This is a genomic window from Flavobacteriales bacterium, from assembly GCA_016124845.1.
GTDB lineage: Bacteria > Bacteroidota > Bacteroidia > UBA10329 > UBA10329 > UBA10329.
Genome location: WGMW01000013.1, coordinates 35,128 through 57,898, shown reverse-complemented (window position 1 = coordinate 57,898; position 22,771 = coordinate 35,128). Strand labels below are relative to the sequence as shown.

General features: G+C 47.1%; 16 protein-coding genes. 7 read left to right on the top strand and 9 right to left on the bottom strand.

Annotated elements, in window-relative coordinates; genetic code table 11:
- From GC178_06565 to GC178_06545, 5 genes are all read right to left on the bottom strand, one after another.
- Positions 1-2,487, bottom strand: coding sequence for a penicillin-binding protein (locus GC178_06565; GenBank protein ID MBI1287226.1), 2,487 nt, complete (start codon positions 2,485-2,487; stop codon positions 1-3).
- Entirely contained in the window at positions 2,487-2,957 is a 471-nt protein-coding gene (gldH, locus tag GC178_06560; protein MBI1287225.1) for a gliding motility lipoprotein GldH, read from the bottom strand. The genes GC178_06565 and gldH overlap by 1 nt, the downstream gene beginning before the upstream one ends.
- Positions 2,947-4,146, bottom strand: coding sequence for a hypothetical protein (locus GC178_06555; protein MBI1287224.1), 1,200 nt, complete (start codon positions 4,144-4,146; stop codon positions 2,947-2,949). The genes gldH and GC178_06555 overlap by 11 nt, the downstream gene beginning before the upstream one ends.
- Positions 4,147-4,323: 177 nt before the next feature.
- Positions 4,324-5,463: a DNA polymerase III subunit delta gene (locus tag GC178_06550; GenBank protein MBI1287223.1), complete on the bottom strand. Its 1,140-nt coding sequence runs from the start codon at positions 5,461-5,463 to the stop codon at positions 4,324-4,326.
- Positions 5,464-5,496: 33 nt separating this feature from the next.
- A complete protein-coding gene (locus GC178_06545; protein MBI1287222.1) occupies positions 5,497-7,575 on the bottom strand; it encodes an acylase in 2,079 nt (692 codons plus the stop codon).
- A 251-nt stretch (positions 7,576-7,826) separates the two neighbouring features.
- Between GC178_06545 and GC178_06540 the strand changes: the two genes are divergently transcribed.
- Positions 7,827-10,337 carry a hypothetical protein gene (locus tag GC178_06540; protein MBI1287221.1) on the top strand — a complete coding sequence of 837 codons (2,511 nt, stop codon included), beginning with the start codon at positions 7,827-7,829 and terminating at the stop codon, positions 10,335-10,337.
- 57 nt (positions 10,338-10,394) lie between these two features.
- Positions 10,395-11,753 (top strand): redoxin domain-containing protein, encoded by a 1,359-nt coding sequence (locus GC178_06535; GenBank protein MBI1287220.1) that lies wholly within the window; start codon positions 10,395-10,397, stop codon positions 11,751-11,753.
- 1 nt (position 11,754) lies between these two features.
- On the opposite strand, the gene GC178_06530 is transcribed toward GC178_06535, so the two are convergent.
- A complete protein-coding gene (locus GC178_06530; protein MBI1287219.1) occupies positions 11,755-12,759 on the bottom strand; it encodes a glucanase in 1,005 nt (334 codons plus the stop codon).
- Between the two features lie 331 nt (positions 12,760-13,090).
- Between GC178_06530 and GC178_06525 the strand changes: the two genes are divergently transcribed.
- The 3 genes from GC178_06525 (at position 13,091) to GC178_06515 (ending at position 16,271) form a co-directional block, all read left to right on the top strand.
- Complete coding sequence (locus GC178_06525; GenBank protein MBI1287218.1) at positions 13,091-13,429, top strand: hypothetical protein; 339 nt, start codon at positions 13,091-13,093, stop codon at positions 13,427-13,429.
- Between the two features lie 136 nt (positions 13,430-13,565).
- Positions 13,566-15,254, top strand: a complete 1,689-nt coding sequence (locus GC178_06520) for a phosphotransferase (protein ID MBI1287217.1) — start codon at positions 13,566-13,568, stop codon at positions 15,252-15,254.
- 12 nt (positions 15,255-15,266) lie between these two features.
- Positions 15,267-16,271 (top strand): hypothetical protein, encoded by a 1,005-nt coding sequence (locus GC178_06515; protein ID MBI1287216.1) that lies wholly within the window; start codon positions 15,267-15,269, stop codon positions 16,269-16,271.
- Here GC178_06515 and GC178_06510 read toward each other — a convergent pair.
- The 3 genes from GC178_06510 to rpiB form a co-directional block, all read right to left on the bottom strand.
- Positions 16,222-16,815 carry a DUF445 family protein gene (locus GC178_06510; GenBank protein MBI1287215.1) on the bottom strand — a complete coding sequence of 198 codons (594 nt, stop codon included), beginning with the start codon at positions 16,813-16,815 and terminating at the stop codon, positions 16,222-16,224. The two genes, GC178_06515 and GC178_06510, sit on opposite strands and share 50 nt — an antisense overlap.
- Before the next feature lie 108 nt (positions 16,816-16,923).
- The gene (locus tag GC178_06505) at positions 16,924-18,501 is read right to left on the bottom strand and encodes a M28 family peptidase (GenBank protein ID MBI1287214.1); all 1,578 of its coding nucleotides are present in this window, start codon (positions 18,499-18,501) and stop codon (positions 16,924-16,926) included.
- A complete protein-coding gene (gene rpiB, locus GC178_06500; GenBank protein MBI1287213.1) occupies positions 18,498-18,935 on the bottom strand; it encodes a ribose 5-phosphate isomerase B in 438 nt (145 codons plus the stop codon). Before rpiB ends, GC178_06505 begins: the two co-directional genes overlap by 4 nt.
- Positions 18,936-19,414: 479 nt before the next feature.
- On the opposite strand from rpiB, the gene GC178_06495 reads away from it, so the two are divergent.
- Entirely contained in the window at positions 19,415-20,944 is a 1,530-nt protein-coding gene (locus tag GC178_06495) for a hypothetical protein (GenBank protein MBI1287212.1), read from the top strand.
- Complete coding sequence (locus GC178_06490) at positions 20,934-22,769, top strand: PAS domain S-box protein (protein MBI1287211.1); 1,836 nt, start codon at positions 20,934-20,936, stop codon at positions 22,767-22,769. Before GC178_06495 ends, GC178_06490 begins: the two co-directional genes overlap by 11 nt.
- Positions 22,770-22,771: the final 2 nt, after the last annotated feature.

The window sequence follows — 22,771 nt, the reverse complement described above, 5'->3', positions numbered from 1 at the left end:
CTATTCGAAATCAGGGATGTCCGACCCTCGTTTAGTGGTGTTCAATTTATCGTATTTGTTGCAATCCAACTCCACTTTCATCTCTCCTTCTGGTTTCTCAAATGGGCCTTTGGAGAGGTTTAGTCCTTTATCATCAAAAGCCTTCATCATGTAAATGGCCCAGATCGGCAGCGCCATGGCTGCGCCTTGCCCTTCCACAATGGTGCGGAAATGTGCTGCACGGTCTTCACAGCCCACCCAAATACCTGTTACAAGGTCGGGCGTATGCCCCATGAACCAACCATCCGATTGGTTCTGCGTGGTTCCCGTTTTTCCCGCAATGGCCTCGTCCATTTTATACCTGTAGCGCAACCGCACACCCGAACCATATTGCACCACACCTTCCATCAGGTTGATCATGGTGTAAGCGGTCTGCTCGTCCATTACCTCATGTGTTTTCGGAACAAACTCCTCCAATATGTTTCCGTTCTTATCCTCGATCCGCGTAATGAGAACGGGCTCCGTATAAACACCTTTGTTGGTGAACGTGCAATGGGCTGCCGTCATCTCATACACCGAAAGACTTGGCGTTCCCAAGCAGATGGCGGGATATGGATCTATCGGAGCAGTAATGCCCATTTTTCGCACAAGATCAATTACGGCCTGTGGCCCGAATTTCTTCATGATGTAGGCTGTGATGGTGTTGACCGAATTGGCCAACGCCTGCTTCAAACTCAGCTCCTCGCCTTCGTGCTTGTTATCTGAATTGTGTGGCGTCCAATCTTCGGGCAAACCCCAGCGGTCTTTCTCAAATGTGACGGGAATGTTCAGCACTTTCTCACATGGCGACCAGCCTTCTTGAATGGCCAGCGCATATACAAATGGCTTGAAGGTGGAACCGACCTGTCGGCTTCCCTGCCGTACGTTATCGTACTTGAAATGCTTGTAATTGATGCCTCCGACCCATGCTTTCACAAATCCTGTTCGCGGATCCATCGACATAAGACCCGCCTGCAGGAAATGCTTGTAATAGCGGATGGAATCCATTGGAGTAAGCACCGTATCGATGTCTCCATTCCATGAGAAAATTGACATTTCAACGGGTTGTTTAAACTCCACTTGAAGCGAATCATCAAATGGTTTCCAGATGACGTGATACTTGTCCCACGTGCGGTCGAGGTCGGGCTGGAGTTTTTTCGACTTCTTCTGGAGCTTCTCGATCTGCTCCTTGATCGCCTCCATCTCATCCTCTTTCTCCATGCGCTCAGCACGCTCAAACTGCTTATAGAGTTTATCGATTTCCGAATCGTACTTGTCCCTTTCCTGCTTGTACACGTAATAGTCGCGGTAGCGTTCACGGATGTCTGGGCGCTGATCCAACCGCGCGTTGTAACGCGTGGACCTGCGCATCGATTGCAGCATGATGCTCTCGATCTCCGCATCGTCAATTCCTCGGAACGGTGCCTTTTTGTTTCCCTTCTGATCCTTCCAGAATTTGGCCTGATGTTCTTTGATGTGCTGCGTCACCGCATTCTCCGCGTATTCCTGCAAGCGCGAATCAATGGTCGTGTAGATCCGCAGGCCATCGCGATAGAGGTCGTAGCTTGAACCATCGGGTTTCTTGTGCGTTGCACACCACTTTTTCAGCTCATTCCGAAGGTATTCACGGAAGTAGGTGGCCGTTCCTTCGTTGTGATCGGTGCTTCGGTAATCCAGTTCAAGCGGCAACTTGGAAAGCGAGTCAAACTCTGCCTTTGTGATGACCTCGTTCCGCAACATCTGCCCAAAGACCACATTCCGTCTGTGCATCGTGGTGTCGGGTCGTTTGCGCGGATTGAACAACGCAGGGTTTTTCAGCATGCCTACGAATGTGGCGGCCTGCTCGATCTTGAGCGAATCGGGCGTGGTGTTGAAATAGACCTTGCTGGCCGATTTGATTCCCACGGCACCGTTGATGAAATCGACCGTGTTCAGATACAGCGCCATAATCTCTTCCTTGGTGTATCTGCGTTCCAAGCGTGTGGCAATGATCCACTCGGCTGGTTTCTGCACAAGCGGGCCTCCACGCAAGTGATTCTCTCCTGTTCGTGTATCAAAAAGGTTCTTTGCCAACTGCTGTGTCACGGTACTTCCTCCGCCACGCTTTCCAAGAAGCATAATGGCCCGTGCCAACCCGTAAAGGTCCACTCCGCTGTGCCAATAATAGCGCTCATCTTCGGTAGAAACCAACGCTTGCGGCACATACGGAGAAAGGTCTTCGTACTTGATGTTGGAGCGGTTCTGAACGAAGTAGGTTCCGAGTACTTTCTGATCGGCTGAATAAACCTCCGAAGCAAGATTGCTACGCGGGTTTTCCAACTCTTCAAACGTTGGCAACGGCCCCCAAAGCCCTGCCGAAATGGAAAGCAGATGCAGCACAATGAACAACGGGCCGCAGAACAACAGCAGCCAGAAGTACAGCACGTACTTGCGCTTGATGGGGGTCTTTTTCTTCTGCTGCTTTGCCACTATTTGCGTGTGTGTTCTTCTATTGAAATACCGACATCTAATATAGACGGCAACGCTTCGTTCCGCATGCCTTGCTCAAACTCGAAAACGTAGGTTCCCGAATTGGGGAAAAGGACATTCTCCTTGAACAGAATATGATTGTCGAGAATGTCGCCAAGGCCACTTCCCAACCATCTTCCTGTGCGGTCGGCCAAAATGCATTCCACCGTGTCTCGTGCTGTCTTTCCAGAAGGAAAGGTCGTGTTGACAAAGAGGTAAATGTTGGCGTTCGGATACATGGCGTCATTGCGTAGGTCGATGTAAAAATCGTACCCGTTTGTGGTGTCTTTAACGTCTACCTCGAAGCGAACGTTATGGTCGAGTTCCCAAATTTTGTTAGGAATCGGTTCGCTTTCCTGAAACATGACCTGCTTGCAGCCTGCCAAGGTCAGCATCAGCATTCCCGCAAACAGGAATGGTTTACGAGGCATTGTTGTTCTGATTGCCCTTGTTGTTGTTTCGGTTGCGATTGCGGTTATTCCTACGCTTGTTGCCCGATTTCTTTTTACGGTTTCCCTGACCTTTCGGACGGTCAAACCGTGTAAGATCGTCCTGCCCCACTACGTTCTCATAGTCGTGCTTCACTTTTACAGGCGCAGCATAAGACTCATCAACCAGCACGGCAGGTTTCTTTCCTTCCTTGTTCATTTTGAGGATTTCCTTCACACGCTCCACAGGAACTTCAATGAACTTGCTTGGGTCGTCCTTCAGCGTGAACCACATCAGCCCTTTGAAGATGTCCACTTTCTGTGTGAAAGCAACTCCCCGCTCGGTCTCAAGTTTGGTTTTCGCGCTCGGAAAATCCTTCAACGCATCCAAGTAACTGTCCAGCTCGTAGTTCAGACAGCACTTCAGTTTCCCGCATTGCCCCGCCAGTTTCTGCGGATTGAGCGACAGCTGCTGATAACGCGCGGCACTCGTACTTACGGTTCGGAAATCGGTCAACCACGTTGAGCAGCATAACTCTCGTCCACACGGACCGATGCCACCCAAACGCGCGGCCTCCTGTCGCGAACCGATCTGCTTCATCTCGATCCGCACCTTGAACTCATCCGCATACTTGCGGATCAACTCACGGAAATCCACACGGTCTTCGGCCGTGTAATAGAAGATCGCCTTGCTCTTGTCTCCTTGAAACTCAACATCGCTGATCTTCATATTGAGACCCAATTCGCGCGCAATGACGCGAGCCCGTGTCTTGGTTTGCTTTTCCAGATCTACTGCTTCTTGCCAACTGGCAATGTCGGCTTCGGTGGCCTTTCGGTACACCTTTTTAAAATCGCCTGTGGCGGAATCTACATTCCGCTTGCGCATTTGCAAGAGAACAAGGTCGCCCGCCAAAGAAACTGTTCCGATATCGTGACCCGGTGAAGCCTCCACTGCTACCACATCACCTTCTGACAATCGCAGGTTCTCCTGACGGAAAAACTGCTTTCTCGTATTCTTGAACCTGACCTCCACGAAATCTGAAACCGTGTAACCTACGGTGTCTTCCATGTTGGACAGGTAGTTGAAAACACTCAACTTATCGCAACTGCCTGTTTGGCAACTTCCATTGTTCTTGCAGCCGCGGGGAAGACCATTCTCGGTCTTTCCATTACTACATCCGCTACATCCCATCTTTTCGGTTGCTTGAACTAACTAATTGGGCAAATTTAATGGTTTATGTCTCCATGTTCGTGTGGGGTTCTATTACACAGAGATATTAGGCGTTTCTGCGTTTCACAGAGGCCGATAGTTGATGCTTCCAAAACTCCATTGTCTTGTTTGGAGAGATGCCGAAGGCAAAGAGGTCCGTTATCGCAAAGCCATACTTCTTAGCTGGTCAGCGAGAATGAAGGAAAGGTCGGTGAAAACGATGCGCGCGTTGGCGTTCCGCTCAATGTGATAGTGTGCCTCGTTCAAGGCTTCCAACATCTGTCCTGAATTTTCCAAGCCGATGAACTGTGAGAATTTGTGTACGAAATCAATCTCTTCACGGAGCAATTTGCCCTTCATGTCAGGAATGGTCTTGTACATCAGAACCTTCCTCAATATGCTGGCCGACTGTTCGAGCAGCGCTTTCTGTTGTTCTCTTCCAAGGGTATTGAATTCATCCGTCAGCTCCATTAGCTGTTCCAAATTCATGGCGTAACACGTCCGCATCCATTTTATGAAGAAGTTAACGGATGTAGTGACCGATTCCTGCTCATCAAGTAGCTGCTTCGCCAAGTTCAGGTTTCCATCTGCCAAATGTGCCAAGCGTTGCACCTGATCGGAATCAACATCTTCCGAAGCCAACGCACCTGCAATTTCTTCTTCACTCAACCTTCCCAACCGATGAATCTGCACCCGCGAAATGATGGTCTGAAGCATGTTCTCCGTGCTCTCTGCCACCAGTAGGAAAACCGTTCGTGCTGGTGGTTCCTCCAGAATTTTCAAGAGCTTGTTTGCCGCTGCGGTATTCATGTATTCGGCCAACCAAATGAGCACCACGCGGTAATCGGCTTCGTATGCTTTGTAGCTCAAGTTCTGAAGGATCTCGCGGCTATCATCCACGTTGATGGCGCCCTGCTTGTTGTCAATGCCGAGGCCTTTGAGCCAATCATTCAGGTTGAGGTACGGGTTTGCCAAAACCGCTTTTCGCCAATCGGGCAGAAAATCCTTGCTCGAAAAATTCTTGTGATCGACCTTCTGCGTCTTATTCTTCGGGAAAATGAGCTGTAGGTCGGGATGTTCCAATTTCGCATATCGGATGCACGAATCGCATTTGCCGCACGAATCCGATGCTGTTCTTTTCTTACACGCCAGATATTGCGCATAGGCCAGCGCCATCGGTAGCGAGCCCGCACCACATGGCCCGACCAGCATCTGTGCGTGCGCCACCCGTGCATTCTGCACCGAGCCAATGAGTTTCTCCTTGAGTTTCTGCTGTCCTACAACCTGCGAAAAGAGCATGGGTCAAAAGTAGGCGGATGTGTTGATTTCCGACTATTCGGGATGATAAACCCGAACAGCATCCTTCAGGACCTTCTCTTTGTCCAAGGTCATCGGCTTGGTCTTGTACCCCGCCAACATGTCCATCTGATCATTGAAATGCGGACTGTCTGGCCGATCCGAGTTTCCGCCCGCCATCAGCGATTCGATGTAAGGCAGACCTTCCTTTGAGAAACGCGTCAACTGCACGTAGGTGTCGCCACCTTTTGCCTCCATAGTCCCTTTTTCCGCGTCCCATTCGCTGGCGCAGGCGGCCAGCACATCGGGTATTCCGCCCATTCCTACGGTCTTTCCGCTGCGCGTGAATTTTTGCACATCGGCAAACGGCATTTCGAGTTTATTGAAATGGCGCATGAACTCCTCTTTCGTCTTGCGTATGGCAGCGACCCAAACGCTGTCATCTACAAAAAGCCCTTCTTCCACGGCCTGAGAGCGCTTCCCTGTTTTCTTCAAAACCTTTTGTGTGGTGGCATAGACAAACGCGGCCTGTAGGTTCTGCGGTCCCATGTTGTAATCCCAACGGTGCATCACCCCGATCGCATCGGCAATGTCTGGGTATTTGGTCGCATCGAGGTTGTAGGCGTTCTGCATGCTTTCAATGAAAATATGGTTTGCGGGAAGGTCCTGATTCCACTTTATCGCGTTGAACTCATCCCAACTCAATCGGTCTCCTGCCGCCTCGATCAAGTTCTGAAATTCCACGCTTCGATTGTTGTCCTTCTTTCGGAAACCCATGTGATCATGGTACGCTTCGCACGCCAAGTTTCCGTATTCGCAAGTGGCGTTGAACGGTGCATTATTCGTGTTGAAAACGTAGCCGCATTCTGGGTTCAAATAGTACGGTAAGCGCTCTAAAGGAATCACTTTGTCCCAGTTGGTTTTCGAGGTGTTTCCCACAACCAACCCTTCATAATTGTAGTCCGTGTTTCTGTCGGGAATCATGCCATAATCCACGTAATAAATGGTGTCGTTACGGTCGGCATAGACAATATTGAACCTACCGAGCGCCATCATTTCCAGTGCTTTCTTAAACTCGGTGAAATTGCTCGCCTTGTTCATTCGGAACCATTGCTCTGCCACGCGGATATCCTCAGCCGCAGGACACTTCACGGAGTAAAACTTCTTGCCTTTTTTCGAGCGGAGCGTTGGGCCATATTTGCTCCAATAGCTCATCATTCTTACAGGAATTGTGATTCCGCCAACTTTCACTTTCAACCAAATGGGGCGTTTCTCCAGTTTCAACCATTCACCGTCATACTCGTAATAGAGTTTTTTCTTCGGATGCATTTTCAGCTTGTAGGTGTCCACGAGGTCAAGGCCGTTCCACGTGTGCGACCAACCCAGATTCTCGTTGCTACCAAGGAAGATGCAAACTCCACCAGGAAAAAGACCACCAAGAATGTTCAGGCCTTCTTCTGAATTCAAATGCGCCTCATAGAACGAAAACGGACCATCATACGGCATGTGCGGGTTTACAGCCAAATATGTGTTCCCATCCTCCGTAAACGTTGAGTTCACTGCAAAGGCGTTGGAGCCCATCGGCACTTCTTCCTTATCGAACTTGTTGGCCAGAATCTGTTGTATCGGTTTATGCGCGTTGCAGATGACACTCAGGGAGAACACATAGCTGGTCACTACATCCTGTGGTGTTATCGGAAATGCCTTTTTGATGAAGTCCTCATCTTTCCAATGCGCTTTTCCATACGCGTTGATTCCCGCACAGAATCCTTCCAAATATTTCTTGAACTCGGGAGAAATGTCGGTTTCGTACCGTTCCGCAACCAGTTTTTGCAAACCCAAGGCGTGCGTTAAGAAATCGCGGCCCGCCCCGTCTTTTCCTTGGTAACGTCCTGCAAAACCCTTTCCCGCATACAGCATTTCCTGCATCGTTGGGAACAGGTCTTCTGCGCTTGCCCATGCCAAGCCATAGGCAACTTCTGCATCTGTTTCGGCAAAAATGTGCGGAACACCATAAGTGTCTCGGGCGATTGTGATCTTACTTGGGTCGAACTGCGCCAGAAGAACATGCGGCAACATGCTCAGTAATACCACTTTCAGTATTGTTTTTGTCATGATGGCGAACTTAAGGAATGATTACAACCAATGCTGGCATCTGTCAACATTCCGATTATTCTGTTATTTTTAAACTTCTGTTCGTGTACATTGGATAGGCTCCAAAGTTCAATTATGTCCGTGGGTTTTAATTTCTGAATTCGTTCTGTTAACCCTTTTTTAATCTGAGACTCCATGGACGCGACATGAAAACGCTCTATTGAGCGATTACCTTTGTACTGAGTTCTACGCAGAACCATAATGTTCTTATCATGAAACGTTTTTCCATTCAACCAAATCCAATAATCGCCCTCTTACTCTTGATCTGTACGCACTGGGCATCTGCTCAGACCGGGGTCTCTATCAATAGCACGGGTGCAGCTCCGAATGCCAATGCCATATTGGATGTCTCAAGTACCACCAAAGGTGCGTTGCTTCCTCGCATGTCCTCTTCACAACGAACCGCTTTTGTGCCAACAGGAATTTCGGGGATGACCGTTTACGACACCACAACCCAATCTTATTGGTACTGGGATGGCTCGGCAAATACTTGGCGCGAAATACCGAACACCTCCAATTTTGCTCACAACACACTCGATGAGTCATACGATCAAGGGGGTGCTGGTGCTGGTCGAACGATCACAGCAGATGCCGGTGCGGTAAATATTACTGGAACGGGTGGATTAACGGTGAACGGTAATGTTGGTGTTGGTACAACCGGACCGCTTCAGAAGCTGGAAGTAATCGGAAACATCTCCCTACCAAGCTCATCAGGAAACAAAGCGATTTATACCTGGGACCCTTCGGATGCTAACTGGAGGATCGGTATGAGTGCTACACCTGGTTTTACCCGAGGTTTGGTCACCAGTCATACTCAGTTTCTCACTTTTGCGTCCGGGGCAGGACAGGGTTTTGCCGTTGGCGACAATGTAAGCGGTCTATCGGCTTTTGAGGTTGCATCCTCTGGTAGTGGCTATAACGCATATTTTAGAGGAAATGTGGGAATTGGAACCGCAACTCCCGATGCAAACTTGAATGTGGGTAATCCTTCTGGAGCCACTCTTTACCTGACCCGCGAGGACAACACTACTGCACTTGATGACGTACTTGGCTCGCTGCTCTTTGATAGTACAGACGACACGGGGCCTTCGTCAACAGACGCAAGTGCAGGTATACGAGGACATGCCGCAGAAAACCAAGGCAATAGCAATAAGGGAGGATACCTCACTTTCTTCACAAAGCCTGCGGGCACTCCTGGCACTTCGGCTGCCAAGGAACGTATGAGAATAGCGGCCAATGGCAATGTGGGTGTCGGAAACACCAGCCCGATCGGTCCGCTTTCTGTAGGCAACTCGGCAGTTTCAGGTTCCGATGGGTTTTTGGTGATCGGTAAGAACGATGGTGGCGGAGGAACCAGGCACATGCGGTTGGGTTTTGATGCCTCATTCAATTTCGTGATCGGTGACTACGGAAACAACAACTCGCCTGGTACTTGGACCTCTCCTTTCAAGGTAAATTATGCAGCTCCCAACAATAGTCTGAGCATCAGCAGCGCGGGGTCAGTCACCATGAGCTCCCTTGGCTCTGGGTTGGTCAAAGCGTCCTCAGGCACCTTATCCATTGCTACTGGGTCTGATCTTCCATCAGGCAGCACCAACTACATCCAAAACCAGAACGCGTCCGATCAGAGCGCCAACTTCAGAATCAGCGGTTCTGGTTCTGCATCGGTCTATTATGTAAATCATGGTAGCGGCAATGTTCTTGAAGTGGGCGATGACGCCTGGATAGGAGATATTAATGCATCCAATACGGTCGGCATTACAGGTCAGCAGACCAGCAGCAATGGCGGCCTGCGACTGGGAACCAACACTTCCGCCTACCTCTATAGTGATGGCACCGCCAATATAGGTGTGGGAACATCATCACCTGGCTTCAAACTTCACGTGAATGGAGACATTCATCCCGATGGAAAAATTGTTGTTCAGAACGGGGTGAACGGAGGAGGTTCGCGAGGTATTTGGATGTGGACTGCTGGTGATTCGAACTGGGGCATTTACATGGGTCAATCGGGCGGTGGTCTTTCGCTGAGTGGCGGAACCGCGCCCGCTGGTGGTGGTTTTACCTCGCATGCCATCCGTTTCAGAGCGTATGACAACTCAAGCAATGGTTTCATATTCGAGAACAGTTCCAACGTCAATCTTCTCAGCATCCGAAGCGACAATGGCCGTACCACCTTCAGAGGAGGCGTTCTGTTCGACTGTCCTTCCTGCGGCAGCAGCAGTACGGTAGATGGTTCGGCTGATTGGGGCGACCTCACCATTCAGGGTCGTGTTCTCTCCACTAATTCGAACCTTCATCTTTCTCCACCCAATGGATATAAGGTGGTTATTAACACAACTTACCGTGCCGCTGGTGGAAGTACAGGAAGTACGGGTCTTGACATTGAAGACGGAGGTATAAGGATGCGCAAAAGCTACTACTACTTCCAACGCTATTGCTACTGCGGTTGCTACGGTTGTGGAAGTGGTAGCTACGACCTCGGAACATGGGATTTCTGTGCCGTGGCCCAGGTCGGTTTCAAGAACAACCAGAGCGCTACGGATGAGGACGATGATGTGCAGTGCGCGGTCTATCCTGATGGTTATGGATATGGAGAGCAGACCAATTATACCGCCACCTATACGGAGGCTTATAACTCCAGAAGGCGCTGGCGCATGTACCTTGAGGCGTATGAAGATACCAATGGGGTGACCTGCGCGGCCAACTGTATGAATTTCGAATAACCTCTATTGGTCATTCTTCGATCATTCTTGCTTTTTTGTTTCGGGTTCTGCATTTGCATGCAGACGGCCGCGTTTACCCTTCATATCACCGAGGACGGCTCAAATCTCCCTGAGAGGTTTTCCATTCTATTGTCAAGATACGTTAATGGTCAGGTGGTTTCTTTGGATACCATTGTGGTGAATCAGTACCCTTTTACCACAGAAATTCAGTTGGAAAATTCCTCTGCCGGGCTGTTCTTTCTAACTGTGTTGAATGAAAAGAACCGCGCGGAATTCATTTGGGCACCAACCAACGATGACATGCGCGTTGAAAGCAACTACTGGTCGTTGAGAAACGGGTTCATGGAGATTGCCAATTCGCCTGAAAACCAAGCCTACGCCATTCTCATCAACGCCAAAAACCTTTTTGATGCGCGGCTGGAAGACCTTGAAATGCGACTTCAGACCATTTCTGCGTTCGATAAAGACTACAAACATCAGGTGGCGGCATATGAAGACTCCATCGAGTTCACGATTTTCGAGTTCAATATTCAGCTTCAGGCGCTTCAACTTCAATTTCCGAACACATTCACCGCCAAAACCCTTGTCGGCATCAATCAGATTCCATCAAGAAGAACCAATTCTAAATGGACCGAAGAATATGATGGATACCTGTCTCTGATGAACGAGCACTTCTTTGATTTCATTCCACTCAACGACCCGAATCTGCTCAATCATTATGCGCTTGAGGATAAAATTGTTCTGTATTTGGACCGCTACACGTTGAAAACAACGGATGGTGCAGAGAAGGGGATTGATGTGATCATGAATGCGGTTTCAAAAAACACCAATGTGGCTTCGTTCGTGTATAACCTGCTTCTCAGGAATTTCATCAACTTCAAGACAGAAACACTTGCCCGTTACCTGATAGACAGACACGCTGATGGTTGCGCACTCAGCCTGAGTGTTCAGGATCTGAAGCGTCTTTCGGAAATGCAGTCGCTGATGGAGGGCGGATCATTGCCCAATGTGAATTTGTTGGACTCGAAAGATCAACCTCAGGATCTGAAACGCTATGCAACGAAAAACAGATACACAATCGTTTATGTTTGGATAAGCTGGTGCGTAAAATGCCAAGGTCAGAGTCCGAAGATCGTTTCGCTTTACGAGAAATTGAGAAAAAAAGGGCTCGGTGTGTTTGCCATCTCGTTGGACGAGACCAAAGAAGACTGGCTTACTGCGCTTGAAAAGCTTGATGCCAACTACCCAAATGTCTGTGAACTCGTTCCAATAAAGAACTCCTCTGTTGCTCCTCGCTACGGCATCTCTACCACGCCCAAGATTTTCATTATTGATAAGGAAGGAAAAATAGTGGCGAAAGACATTTATGGTGATGCGCTTGAACGAATAGTTGGCGAACTTTTCTCCAGCAAATAGTTTATGCTTCTAAATACGCCAAGCACAGTTCTACCGTTGCCTCAATTCCTTTTTTATGCGTTCTTTCCATTCCATGCGATGCGGCCACGCCTGGACCAATGAGGCCAACCCGAAAATCATTGCCCGCCCGCAATGCTGCCGAACCATCCGAACCATAATACGGATAGATGTCAACTTCAAAAGGAAGGTTGTTCATTTTGGCAATGTCTACCAGTTTCTTCCTGAACTCATAATCATACGGCCCACTACTGTCTTTGGCGCAGATGGAACAGGATGTTTCCTTGCCTTCGCAGGCATCGCCCACCACGCCCATGTCAATGACCAATAGTTCTTTGATGGTTGGTGCGTAACCACACGTTCCTCCATGGCCAACCTCCTCATAATTGCTGAAGAACAGTTCCACAGGTGCGGATTTTCCTTCATCTTTCAACCTCCTCGCTACTTCCATCAGAACGAAACAACCCGCTTTGTTGTCCATAAAACGGCTTTTGATGTAGCCACTCTCTAACTCTTGATACTTGGTATCGAAGGCAATAATATCTCCGTTGGAAATGCCCAACTTTTTAGTGTCTTCAGGAGACGAAACCTCCTCATCCAAACGGATGAACATATTATCCAAAGATCGCTGTTTACTGTTCGTGTCCTTGTTGGCGTGCACCGAAGGGTCTTTCAAAAGCAGCGTTCCTGAATAGGTTTTTCCACTATGCGTGTGAATACGGCAATACTCGCCTTCGAAGCCGTTCAATGAAAGTCCACCAAGCAGGGAAAACTTCAAGTGACCGTCTTTTTGAATCCCGCTGACGATGGCTCCGAGCGTATCAACGTGTGCAGCCATGGCGATGGTCGGGTTTTCTCCCAACGAACACTTGACCGCGCCCTTGTTTGTGTATTCGGGCGAATAGCCTAACTGTGTGAAATAATCGTAGATGTATTTGCAGGCATCAGCAGTAAAGCCTGTTGGCGAGTCGATCTCTACCAGTTCGCGAAGCTTATTGTAGTGGTTCATTTTCCGTCTTTGGCCCAAAGAAAGAAAGAAATCCTCCGTCTCCTCCCTTTTGTTGGAAGCCATCTTCTTTATAAACGTGGGATAACTGACACACCTGACAGCATTGCGCGAAAACCTCACTCTGACACACGGTCTGTCATGTGTGTCAGTATTCTTGAAATTTGGCATGAATGCGTGCCAAAAAACGTCTGAAATTCTTGAAATCGTTTATTCATAGGGGTTTCAGACGGTTATAGAGTTTGAATTTCAACTTTGGCACGGCCATGTGCACGGTAATTGCCTAACGCCAACCGTCAAACATTAAATCATTAACAACTAAAACATAGAAACAATGGAAGACGCATTCAAAAAATTCCTTTACGCTGGTGTTGATCTGGCTGCTGAAGTATCAAACAAATTCGAGCAATCTGTAAAAGAGCTTATCGAGAAAGGTAAGATCTCTGATGTAGAAGGTAAGAAATTGGTTGATGAGCTTTTCGAAAAGACCGAGTCTCGCAAAGAAGAGTTCGAAGCAAAGTACAACGAGATCAAAGAGAAAGTTGGTATCGTTAAGAAAACCGAAGAAGAAGTACTTGCTGATCTTAAGGCAAAAGTTGCTGATCTTGAAAGCAAGATCGGTAAGTCTTCAACTAAGACAGCTGCGGCTCCTAAAGCGGCTGCAAAAGCTTAAGAAGAGTTTTTCCGCAGGGTTTAGCCACCTTGCACCTTTTCATGGTAAGCGCCCCGGCCTTGGTCGGGGCGTTTTTTTGTGATAATTGCTCCACACCTTATTTAGTACATTCGCCCTTTAGCATTCGTCCAATATGCTGTTCAACGGCCATACTTTTCAAAACATAAACCGCATCCGCGAGATCATCGGGGTGTTGGTAAAGTATGGCTTCGAGGATGTGGTCACCAACTCAACGCTAAGGAACTTTGTTTCGGAAACTGGGCGGCTTGCCTGGACAAGAGGCGGTCATTCTGTTCTTGAATACACCCGCTGGGAGCGAATTAGGATGGTTTGTGAAGAATTGGGCCCGACTTTCATCAAGCTGGCACAGGTTCTCAGCAACCGCCCCGATATGCTTCCTGCACCGCTTATTCTGGAGTTGGAAAAACTTCAGGATAACGTTCCTCCTTTTCCGTACGAGGAGGTAAAGGCAACCATTGAGCGCGAAACAGGAAAAAAGCTGGAAGACATTTTCCAGACCTTCAACGAAAAACCACTTGCAACTGCTTCTATCGGACAGGTGCACAAAGCACGTTTGGTGAGTGGAAAAGAAGTGGTCGTTAAAATTCAACGGCCTGGAGTAAAGGAACAGGTGTATCTGGATCTGGCCATTTTGAAAGATGGTGTGAACCGCGCTGACCGCTACCTCAAAAAGCAAGGAATTCTGAATGCCATGGATATGGTGCGCTCGTTTGAGCGAAGCATGCACAAGGAGCTTGATTACAGAACAGAGGCCCGCAATCTTGAACGGTTTCGCAACCTGTATAAGGATTACCGAAACTTCTACATTCCTGCTTCGCTACGCGAATACAGCACCGAAAAGGTGATGATCATGGAGTTCGTTGGCGGCTGTAAAATCTCTGACGTTGCCCAGATCCGTGCTTGGGGTCTTGACCCAAGAAAGGTGGCCGAAAACGGCATGGACATTTACCTGACCCAGATATTTGAGTTCGGAATCTTTCATGCCGATCCTCATCCAGGAAACGTCCTCGTTCGGAAAGATGGCGTTATCTGCCTGCTCGATTTTGGAATGGTCGGTACGCTCATGCGCAAAGACAAGTTTGCTTTCGCAGGCATTTTTGTCGGCATGGCCGAAAAGGATGCGCGCAAAATGGCGCTCAACCTCAAGGCTCTTGCGGTGGAAGATGGCATTGAGGACATGCGCCAGTTGGAATATGACCTCAACGAACTTATTGAGGATTTTGGGTCGTTGAACGTGGATGAGGCCAGCATTGCCGACACGGTGGAACGCCTTCAAAAAATCATGTTCGATCACCAGATCCGTGTTCCTGGCGATGTCTTTCTAATCTTCCGCGCGTTTGCAATTTTAGAAGGAATAGGAAAGACCATTCATCCTCATTTCAACACGTATGATTTCATCCGTCCGTACGGATTGAAATTGATGAAGGAGCGCTACTCGCCACAGAACATCTGGCAGGATGTGAGCTTCCGTGTTTCGCAGTTCAATGCGTTCTTGAACTCCTTCCCCAAGGATGTTCGCGAAATTCTGGACAAGACCTCGCGCGGCAAGATCCATTTTGAAGTGGAGTTGCAAGGCTACGGCTATCTCCTCAAAAAAATGGACAGCATTGCCAACCGCATGGCTGTCACATTCCTCATCTGTGCGCTTGTTATCGGTTCATCAATAACCATGACTGTGGATTGGGGTGACCGAATGGAATACATTAAAGGAATGCCCGCCATCAGTATTTATGGCCTTTGGATCGCTGGTGTCCTTGCTGTACTTCTCCTCTACTCTATCATTAGAAGACGGAAGTATAAATGATGCGGTGATGTTTTGAAAAGAAATACACTTCTACTATTTCTTGGTTTCCTGTTTTCGTTCTTTTTTGCCGAGATCATATCGAGGTTCTACCTGTTCGGCCCTAAAGGTTTGAGTCCGTATCAGATCAGTTCATTCAATCCGTTTTGGAATTCGCATTTATGGTACACGCGTCCTGAATCCAATCTTGAATATGAACTGATTCCCAACAAAACAACATGGCACAAGTTTGCTTTTGTTAAAACCAATTCTTGCGGGATGAACGACCGTGAATACGAAAAAACCAAACCTCCCGGTGTTACGCGTGTCGGCCTGCTGGGGGATTCTTTTAGCATGGCCACTGGTGTAGCGATGAATGAAAGCTATCATGCGTTGGTTGAGGAATCCTGTCAAAATGGCCCATTGGAGGTTTTGAATTTCTCGGTTTCCACCTATAACCTTTTCAATTATTATGACATGCTTGTTGAACGGGTTCTCCCGTTTGAATGCGACCATATTGTTGTTGGCTTCTGCCCTTACAATGATTTCGACCTTGAAGGATACAATCCTACTGTGAAATCTGAATGCGCTCGTCCACCTATGCTAAACAGTTACTTCGGCAATATTGTCAAGCGATCGATGCATTCCTTTCTTCATCGCTCCGAGAGCGAGTTGTATCCAACACAAACACAAGTTAAACAGTGTCAGCAAATCCTTGGTAAGATTGACTCGGTTTGCATTGCCAATAACATGTCGTTTTCTGTCTTTGTGGTTTCATATGAACACCTTGCGTCAATTGACAGCATTTCCTCCGTCTGTTCACGATCAGGTGTTGGATTTTCCTCGTCTCACACCAGTTTTTCTGATGACAATAAGCAACAGTATTGGCTGTGTCGTTTAGATCATCACCCGAATGCAATTGCGCACCAGATCATCTCCGAAGCTTTCAGAAAACACTTATCTGATTTTACAGACGATCGTCCTGGTTCAATTAAAGTGTGGCCATCAACACCTGAATCCAACCGATCAGGAAACCGATAACCGCACCGATGTATTCAATGAATTTGAATTCGCGTTTGAGCAGATTCATGATAAGACCTTCGAGCCTTTCGGGCGATAGGTTGTTCACGCGTTCGCGAATGATGTGTTCCACATTGAACTTCTCCTCAATATTGGACAGGTAGCTGTCTATCATGGCTGGTACCGATTCGTCCACTTCTGCCATTACCGTGTCTTTCAGCTTCGTTTTACGCTTGTCACCGACCAATGCAGCTGTTATCGGATAGTTTTTAGGAAACGTAACGTTGAGATAAAAGTCGATCTTAGCCTCCAGTAGTTCCTTTATGGTCAGAATGTTCTCTGGGTTGTTGAGTTTTTCCTTCAGGTCCTCACTCGACAGCAGCTCCTCTGCCACCATTCGGCCAATGTTCTCTGCTACTTTTTTTTGGTTTTTCGGAAAGATGCCCTGAAGTGTGTAGATGCCCAATATGTTCACCGGCTCCTTCGGATGAAAGAGCATTTTCACCGCAATAAAATTGGTGAACCAACCGACCAAGGCCGCTATGAACGGTAGCGAATAGATCATACCAACCCCCTAAATCCCCCAAAGGGGGAATTGAATAAACAGTGTAGTTTTATAAATCTTTCTTTTCGCATCGTCCTCTTTTACTTTTTCAACCAGCTTCCATTCTCGTTACTCCCCCTTCACGGGTTGGAGGGTTTCTACCTCTAACCGCTTATCACGATTGGCCACTTGCCATGCCGTATGAAATATGAGTCTTGCAATCTTTTCCATCTTCTGAAACATGATCTTATCCACCGTGTCTGTTGGCTGGTGGTAATCTTCGTGAACTCCCGTGAAATAAAAAATGACGGGAATCTGGTTTTTCGCAAAATTGTAGTGATCCGACCGATAGTAGAAACGGTTCGGGTCCTTCTCGTCATTGTACGTGTAATCGAATTCCAGCCCTGAATATGTTTCGTTCACCTTCTCACTCAACGCATGCAATTCTGTGCTCAATTTGTCCGAACCAATGATGTAAACGTAGTTGGAATCGGGCGCGTGCTTCTCATCAATTCTCCCGATCATGTCAATGTTCAGATCCGTAACCGTGTTCTCCAGCGGAAAAACCGGATTGTCGGTGTAGAATTCCGAACCGAGCAATCCTTTCTCTTCTCCCGAAACGGTCATGAACAGCATGCTGCGCTTCGGTCCGTTTCCTTCCTTCTTCGCTTGTGCAAAGGCCTGGGCAATCTCTAAAAGTGTGGTCGTTCCAGAACCATCATCGTCCGCGCCATTATAAATGTCTTCTCCCTTTTTTCCCAAGTGGTCGTAATGCGCGGTAACCACCACCAATTCGTCTGGTTTTTCGTTTCCTGGCAGATAGGCCAGCACATTCTCCGCGGTCAATTCTTCGCGGTTCTTTTTCACATCAATCGTCACTGGTACGTTCAATTCTCTATGCAACGGTTTTCCCTTCTTGCTTATCGTTGTTTCCAACTTCTGCAGATTTCCTTTTTCGCCCGCTCCTTTCAATGTACGATTGGCCATACGGTTGCTGATGTAGATCAAGGGTATGCCTTCAGGTTCAACGGGTTCATCACCGATCTGTAAATCGGGCCGTTTTATGTAGCGGCCAAATTGTGTGACAGATGATGTGAAATTATTGTCGATGATCAGTAACGCCTTTGCTCCACTCACCTGTGCCAATTCAATCTTCTTTGTCCAATCCGTTGTCCAATCACTTAACTCTTCCGTGCCCGTAACCAACGATTTTCCCTTTTTGTCTTTCGGCTCGCCACCCGATATCATCAACACACGGTCTTTCACCTCCACTCCAGCATAATCGCTGTAGTTCTCCGAGGCAATTCCATAACCCAAGTAGAGCAGGTTTTCCGTCTGGATGAGCATATCTCCGAAACCAGGGAAATAGTACATGTCCTTCAAGAACTGGAGCGTGTCCGAACCGACCATCAATTTCACCGTGTCTGGATAGGTGAGTTGCAACTTGTATGGCTGGAAATATCCACCCAATTGCTTTATCGGCTGATACCCGAATTCCTGGAATTGCTCCTTGATGTAATTGGCCGCTTTCTTCTGTCCTTCCTGCCCCGTTTCGCGGCCTTCAAACTCGTCCGAAGCAATGATTTCCAACCGCTTGCGCAGATCCTTTGCGGTAATGGTTTCTGCGTATTTCAACTGTAAACTGTCTTTCTGGCCGTAGGCCGAAAAACCAACAGAAACCATGCAAATCAGCAGTACATTTCTCAGCATGGAATAGGAATTTTCTTCACCCGTTCTGTGTGTCTTCCTCCTTCAAATGCCGTATTCAAGAATTTTTCCACGCATTCCAACGCTTCCTGTTCAGAGATGAAACGTGCAGGGAGCGACAGCACATTCGCATCGTTATGCTGTCGTGTCAATTCCGCCTGTTCTGGTTCCCAAGCCAAGCCTGCGCGCACGTTCGGGTATTTGTTGGCGACCATCGCAACGCCATTTCCGCTTCCACACATGATGATACCACGGGAAATTTCACCCGAATCGATTGCTTTTGCCAACGGATGAATGGCATCTGGGTAATCTACCCGTTCAGGTGTGCTTGGCCCGAAATCCACCACATCAAATCCTTTCCCAACCAATTCTGTTTTTATACGTTCCTTCAATTCAAACCCTGCGTGGTCGCAGGAAATCGCGATCTTTTCCATTCGTAATTCGTGTTAATAATGGTCTATTCAAACTTCCAACTTATTCACGCTGGTAATCGGTAAAACTTATTTGGTTGTTAACATCTTCTCAAACAAATGTTTGCCGTAACCAAACCAAATGCTCAGTTGTCCAAACAATTGGATTAGACAAATCTTTTGATCCGTCAAATGTCAACGATCTCCGTCATCATTTCTCTTGTCAAAGATGCAATCAAATACCAACAATAGACGTTATTGACAAACGGTTGATAAATCCGTAAATACTTGATTTTACAGAACGATCCTTCCGAATTTTATGTTCATTTCGTGTTATGTAAAGCTGATAACTATCCCAACCAAAAAACCGTTTTTAAAGTTTTGCACGAATCAACACACTAATAATATCAACATAGATATTTCTAAATCTCTTTTAAATATTAATTCAGTTTGTTGATCGTTTTTAGCTATCGGTCGTTTGAATCTATCTTTACCGCTTCGTTATGAAATTGCGCAACCACTTCTTTCTGCTTTTTCTTCTGTTTGCCACAAACGCTGAGGCACAGGAAAAGGAGTATGTCAAATTTACCTACGACAATGGTGTTGTTTCCAGCGAAGGGTTCATGCAAGATGGTCAGCCAGAAGGTTATTGGAAAACCTACTATGAAGACGGAACGCTAAAATCGGAAGGGAACCGCGTCAAACATCAACTCGATAGCATCTGGAAATTCTATTCTCCTGAAGGAGAAATTACCCAAAGTATCACGTATTTGGATGGGAAGAAAAACGGTGTTCGAAAGACGTTCTTCGAAGATGGTGTTTTGCAGAAGGAAGAAACGTTTAAGAATGATGTACTGGTAGGAACGATCAAGAAGTACTATCCATCAGGAAAATTGGCCGAGACCATTCCGCTGGACACGCTGGGTAAGGGGAAAGAACAGGGTTTCGGGTACGAATTTGCAGAAGATGATGGACGGATCACAGCCATTATCGAATACAGGAACGGCTATGTTGCTAACCGCGAACGCATAAACCGCAAGGACAAATTCAACCAGAAACAAGGGCTTTGGAAAGAATTCTATGAAAGCCGTTCCGTAAAGGTTGAGGGACGATACAAGAACGATAAGAAGAACGGCTATTTCAAAACGTACGATGAGGAAGGAAACTTGGTGGAAACGCTGAAGTATGAGGATGGAATTCTGATACCAGAGCCAGAGGAATTGGCGAAACTGGACATCAAGCGAGAATATTATCCCAACGCTCAGGTCAAATCTGTCGGTAGTTACAACAAGGGAGTGAAGGAAGGAGTGCATCGCGAGTTTTCGATGGACGGAAAAGTGACGGGCGCAAAAATTTACAGCAAGGGAAAAGTAACAGGAGAAGGAATTGTAGATGAGGCAGGAAGACGCCAAGGACCGTGGAAAGAATTCTACGAAACAGGGGAGTTACGCAGCGAAGGCAAATACAAGGATGGACTTCGCGAAGGTGATTGGGTCTTCTATTACAAAGACGGTAAGGAGGAACAGCGAGGGAGCTATCACCGCGGTAAACCAGATGGTGAATGGAAATGGACTTTCGCTAACGGACAAACCTGGCGAGAGGAGGTGTTTTATGATGGATTGGAAGAAGGTTTGGCCATCGAATACAACGATACGGGTAAGGTTGTGTCGAAGGGAAATTACCTTTCTGGTGAACGTGAAGGAGAATGGTTGATTGACTTGGGAGACGAAAAGGAAGAAGGAACTTATGTGGCTGGGCAACGTAATGGCATGTGGAAATACCATTATCCGAATGGAAAACTCAGGTTTGAGGGTAAGTTTGAACAAGGTTTGGAAAGTGGAAAGCACACATGGTTCTACGAGAACGGACAGGTTGAAGAAGTAGGTACGTACAAGTTTGGCCAGAAGGAAGGCGATTGGTATTCGTTCAACGAAGAGGGAGTACAGACACGAATGGAAACCTACCGACAGGGAGAGTTAATTAAGGTTGACGGAGAAAAGGTAGCGCAAGCGGGAAAGGAAGATGAGCAATAATATTCGGGTGGAAGATAAAACGACACGCTATCAGCATTTGATTGAGAACTTGCCAGTAGGCGTTCTCATTTTTCGTGACGGTAGCATTGAGTATGCAAATCCACACGCCATAAAATTGCTCGGAATTGAACAGAGTAAGGTTGCGGGATTGCAGCCAGTAAATTTTCTGCATCCATCGTACAATAACGAGTTCGATCTTCTCATCAACGGAATCAAGAACGGAAGAGAACCAGGATTCATCGAATTGAAGATTGTACGGTCGGGAACGACATCATTGCTCGATGTGGAAGCAAGCGGAAGTATGCTGGATGATGGAGCGATACAGTTGTTGTTGCATGACGTTTCCACAAGGAAGCAACTCGCTCGTGAGCAGCTCCGGGCACAGATAGCGGAGGAAACAAATCTCCAACTTCAGCGGGAAATCATTGACCGAACGAAAGCGGAAAAGGAATTACGGCAGGCGCAGCAATATGCGCGAAGCATTATTGACAGTTCGTTGGATATGATCGTGGCCACAGATATTGATTATACCATCAATGAGTTCAATGCAGCTGCAGAAGCAACTTTCGGATACACACGCGATGAGGTAATAGGTCAACATCTATCTCTGCTCTTTTCTGATGAGCAGGAAATGAAAAAGGTCATTCAGCGTATAACGGAAAATGGTTCGCTGGCCAATGAAATTATCAATAAGAAGAAGGACGGAACATTCTTTATTTCCTTTCTATCGGCATCGGTTTTAAGGAATGAGAAAGGAGAGATCGTAGGGGCGATGGGCGTTTCGCGAGACATCACGGCCATTAAGAAAGCGGAAGAGGAACTTCGTTTAAGTGAGGAGCGGCATAGAGCAATCTATGATCAGGCATATATTGGTATTGCACGGATAGCAAAAATGGGACGTTTCCTACTCGTGAACGAGCGTCTGTGTGACATGCTAAATTACTCAGCAGAAGAACTTTACAAGAAAACGTTCTATGAATTAGCGGTTCCTGAGGAAGTAGAAGAGAGCCTTGTTGATTGGGATCAACTGTTAAGTGGAAAGATTAAGAACTTCTCGCGGGAACAAACCTACATTCGGAAAGATGGTGAATTGTTAAGTGCAAATGTGACGGTGTCGCTGGTGCGAGACACGAATGACAGTCCTAACTATTTTGTGGCCGTATTTGAGGACATTACAGAAAGGAAAGAGTACGAGCGACAGCTGGAAGAATCGTTAAGGGAGAAAGAAGTACTCTTAAAGGAAGTTCATCACCGCGTGAAGAACAATATGCAGGTGATTTCCAGCATTTTGAATTTGCAATCATCTTACATTGAAGATGAAACAGCACTTGGCATACTTAGAGAAAGTCAGGACAGGATCAAATCAATGTCTTTTGTTCACGAGAGTCTGTACCAGAGCAACACGCTTTCGGAAGTGAACTTTGCAGAGTATATACAGAATATCACGAAGAATCTGTATCACTCATATTCTCGTCCTGAAGGCGGAATAAGTTTGAATTTTGAACTTGAGAATATCTACCTCAATTTGGACACCTCTATTCCGTGTGGACTGATAATCAACGAAGTAGTTTCTAATTCATTGAAGTATGCGTTCAATGGAAGAGAAAATGGTGTTATCGAAGTGCAGTTTTCTAAACTAACGGATGGAAAATTGAAACTAATTATCAGTGATGATGGTATAGGACTTCCTGATAACTTTGATATAGAAAATGCAGAGTCACTTGGGTTACAGTTGGTAACAACCCTTGTTACGCAGGTTAGTGGAGAATTGGAAATAGATAATTCAAATGGAACGCGGTTCACCATCGTGTTCAAAGAGCAATAGAT

Coding starts and splice junctions, on each gene's coding strand:
- gldH (MBI1287225.1), bottom strand. CDS start 2,957: ATGCCTCGTAAACCATTCCTGTTTGCGGGAATGCTGATGCTGACCTTG.
- GC178_06555 (MBI1287224.1), bottom strand. CDS start 4,146: ATGGGATGTAGCGGATGTAGTAATGGAAAGACCGAGAATGGTCTTCCC.
- GC178_06550 (MBI1287223.1), bottom strand. CDS start 5,463: ATGCTCTTTTCGCAGGTTGTAGGACAGCAGAAACTCAAGGAGAAACTC.
- GC178_06545 (MBI1287222.1), bottom strand. CDS start 7,575: ATGACAAAAACAATACTGAAAGTGGTATTACTGAGCATGTTGCCGCAT.
- GC178_06540 (MBI1287221.1), top strand. CDS start 7,827: ATGAAACGTTTTTCCATTCAACCAAATCCAATAATCGCCCTCTTACTC.
- GC178_06535 (MBI1287220.1), top strand. CDS start 10,395: ATGCAGACGGCCGCGTTTACCCTTCATATCACCGAGGACGGCTCAAAT.
- GC178_06530 (MBI1287219.1), bottom strand. CDS start 12,759: ATGAACCACTACAATAAGCTTCGCGAACTGGTAGAGATCGACTCGCCA.
- GC178_06525 (MBI1287218.1), top strand. CDS start 13,091: ATGGAAGACGCATTCAAAAAATTCCTTTACGCTGGTGTTGATCTGGCT.
- GC178_06510 (MBI1287215.1), bottom strand. CDS start 16,815: ATGATCTATTCGCTACCGTTCATAGCGGCCTTGGTCGGTTGGTTCACC.
- rpiB (MBI1287213.1), bottom strand. CDS start 18,935: ATGGAAAAGATCGCGATTTCCTGCGACCACGCAGGGTTTGAATTGAAG.
- GC178_06495 (MBI1287212.1), top strand. CDS start 19,415: ATGAAATTGCGCAACCACTTCTTTCTGCTTTTTCTTCTGTTTGCCACA.
- GC178_06490 (MBI1287211.1), top strand. CDS start 20,934: ATGAGCAATAATATTCGGGTGGAAGATAAAACGACACGCTATCAGCAT.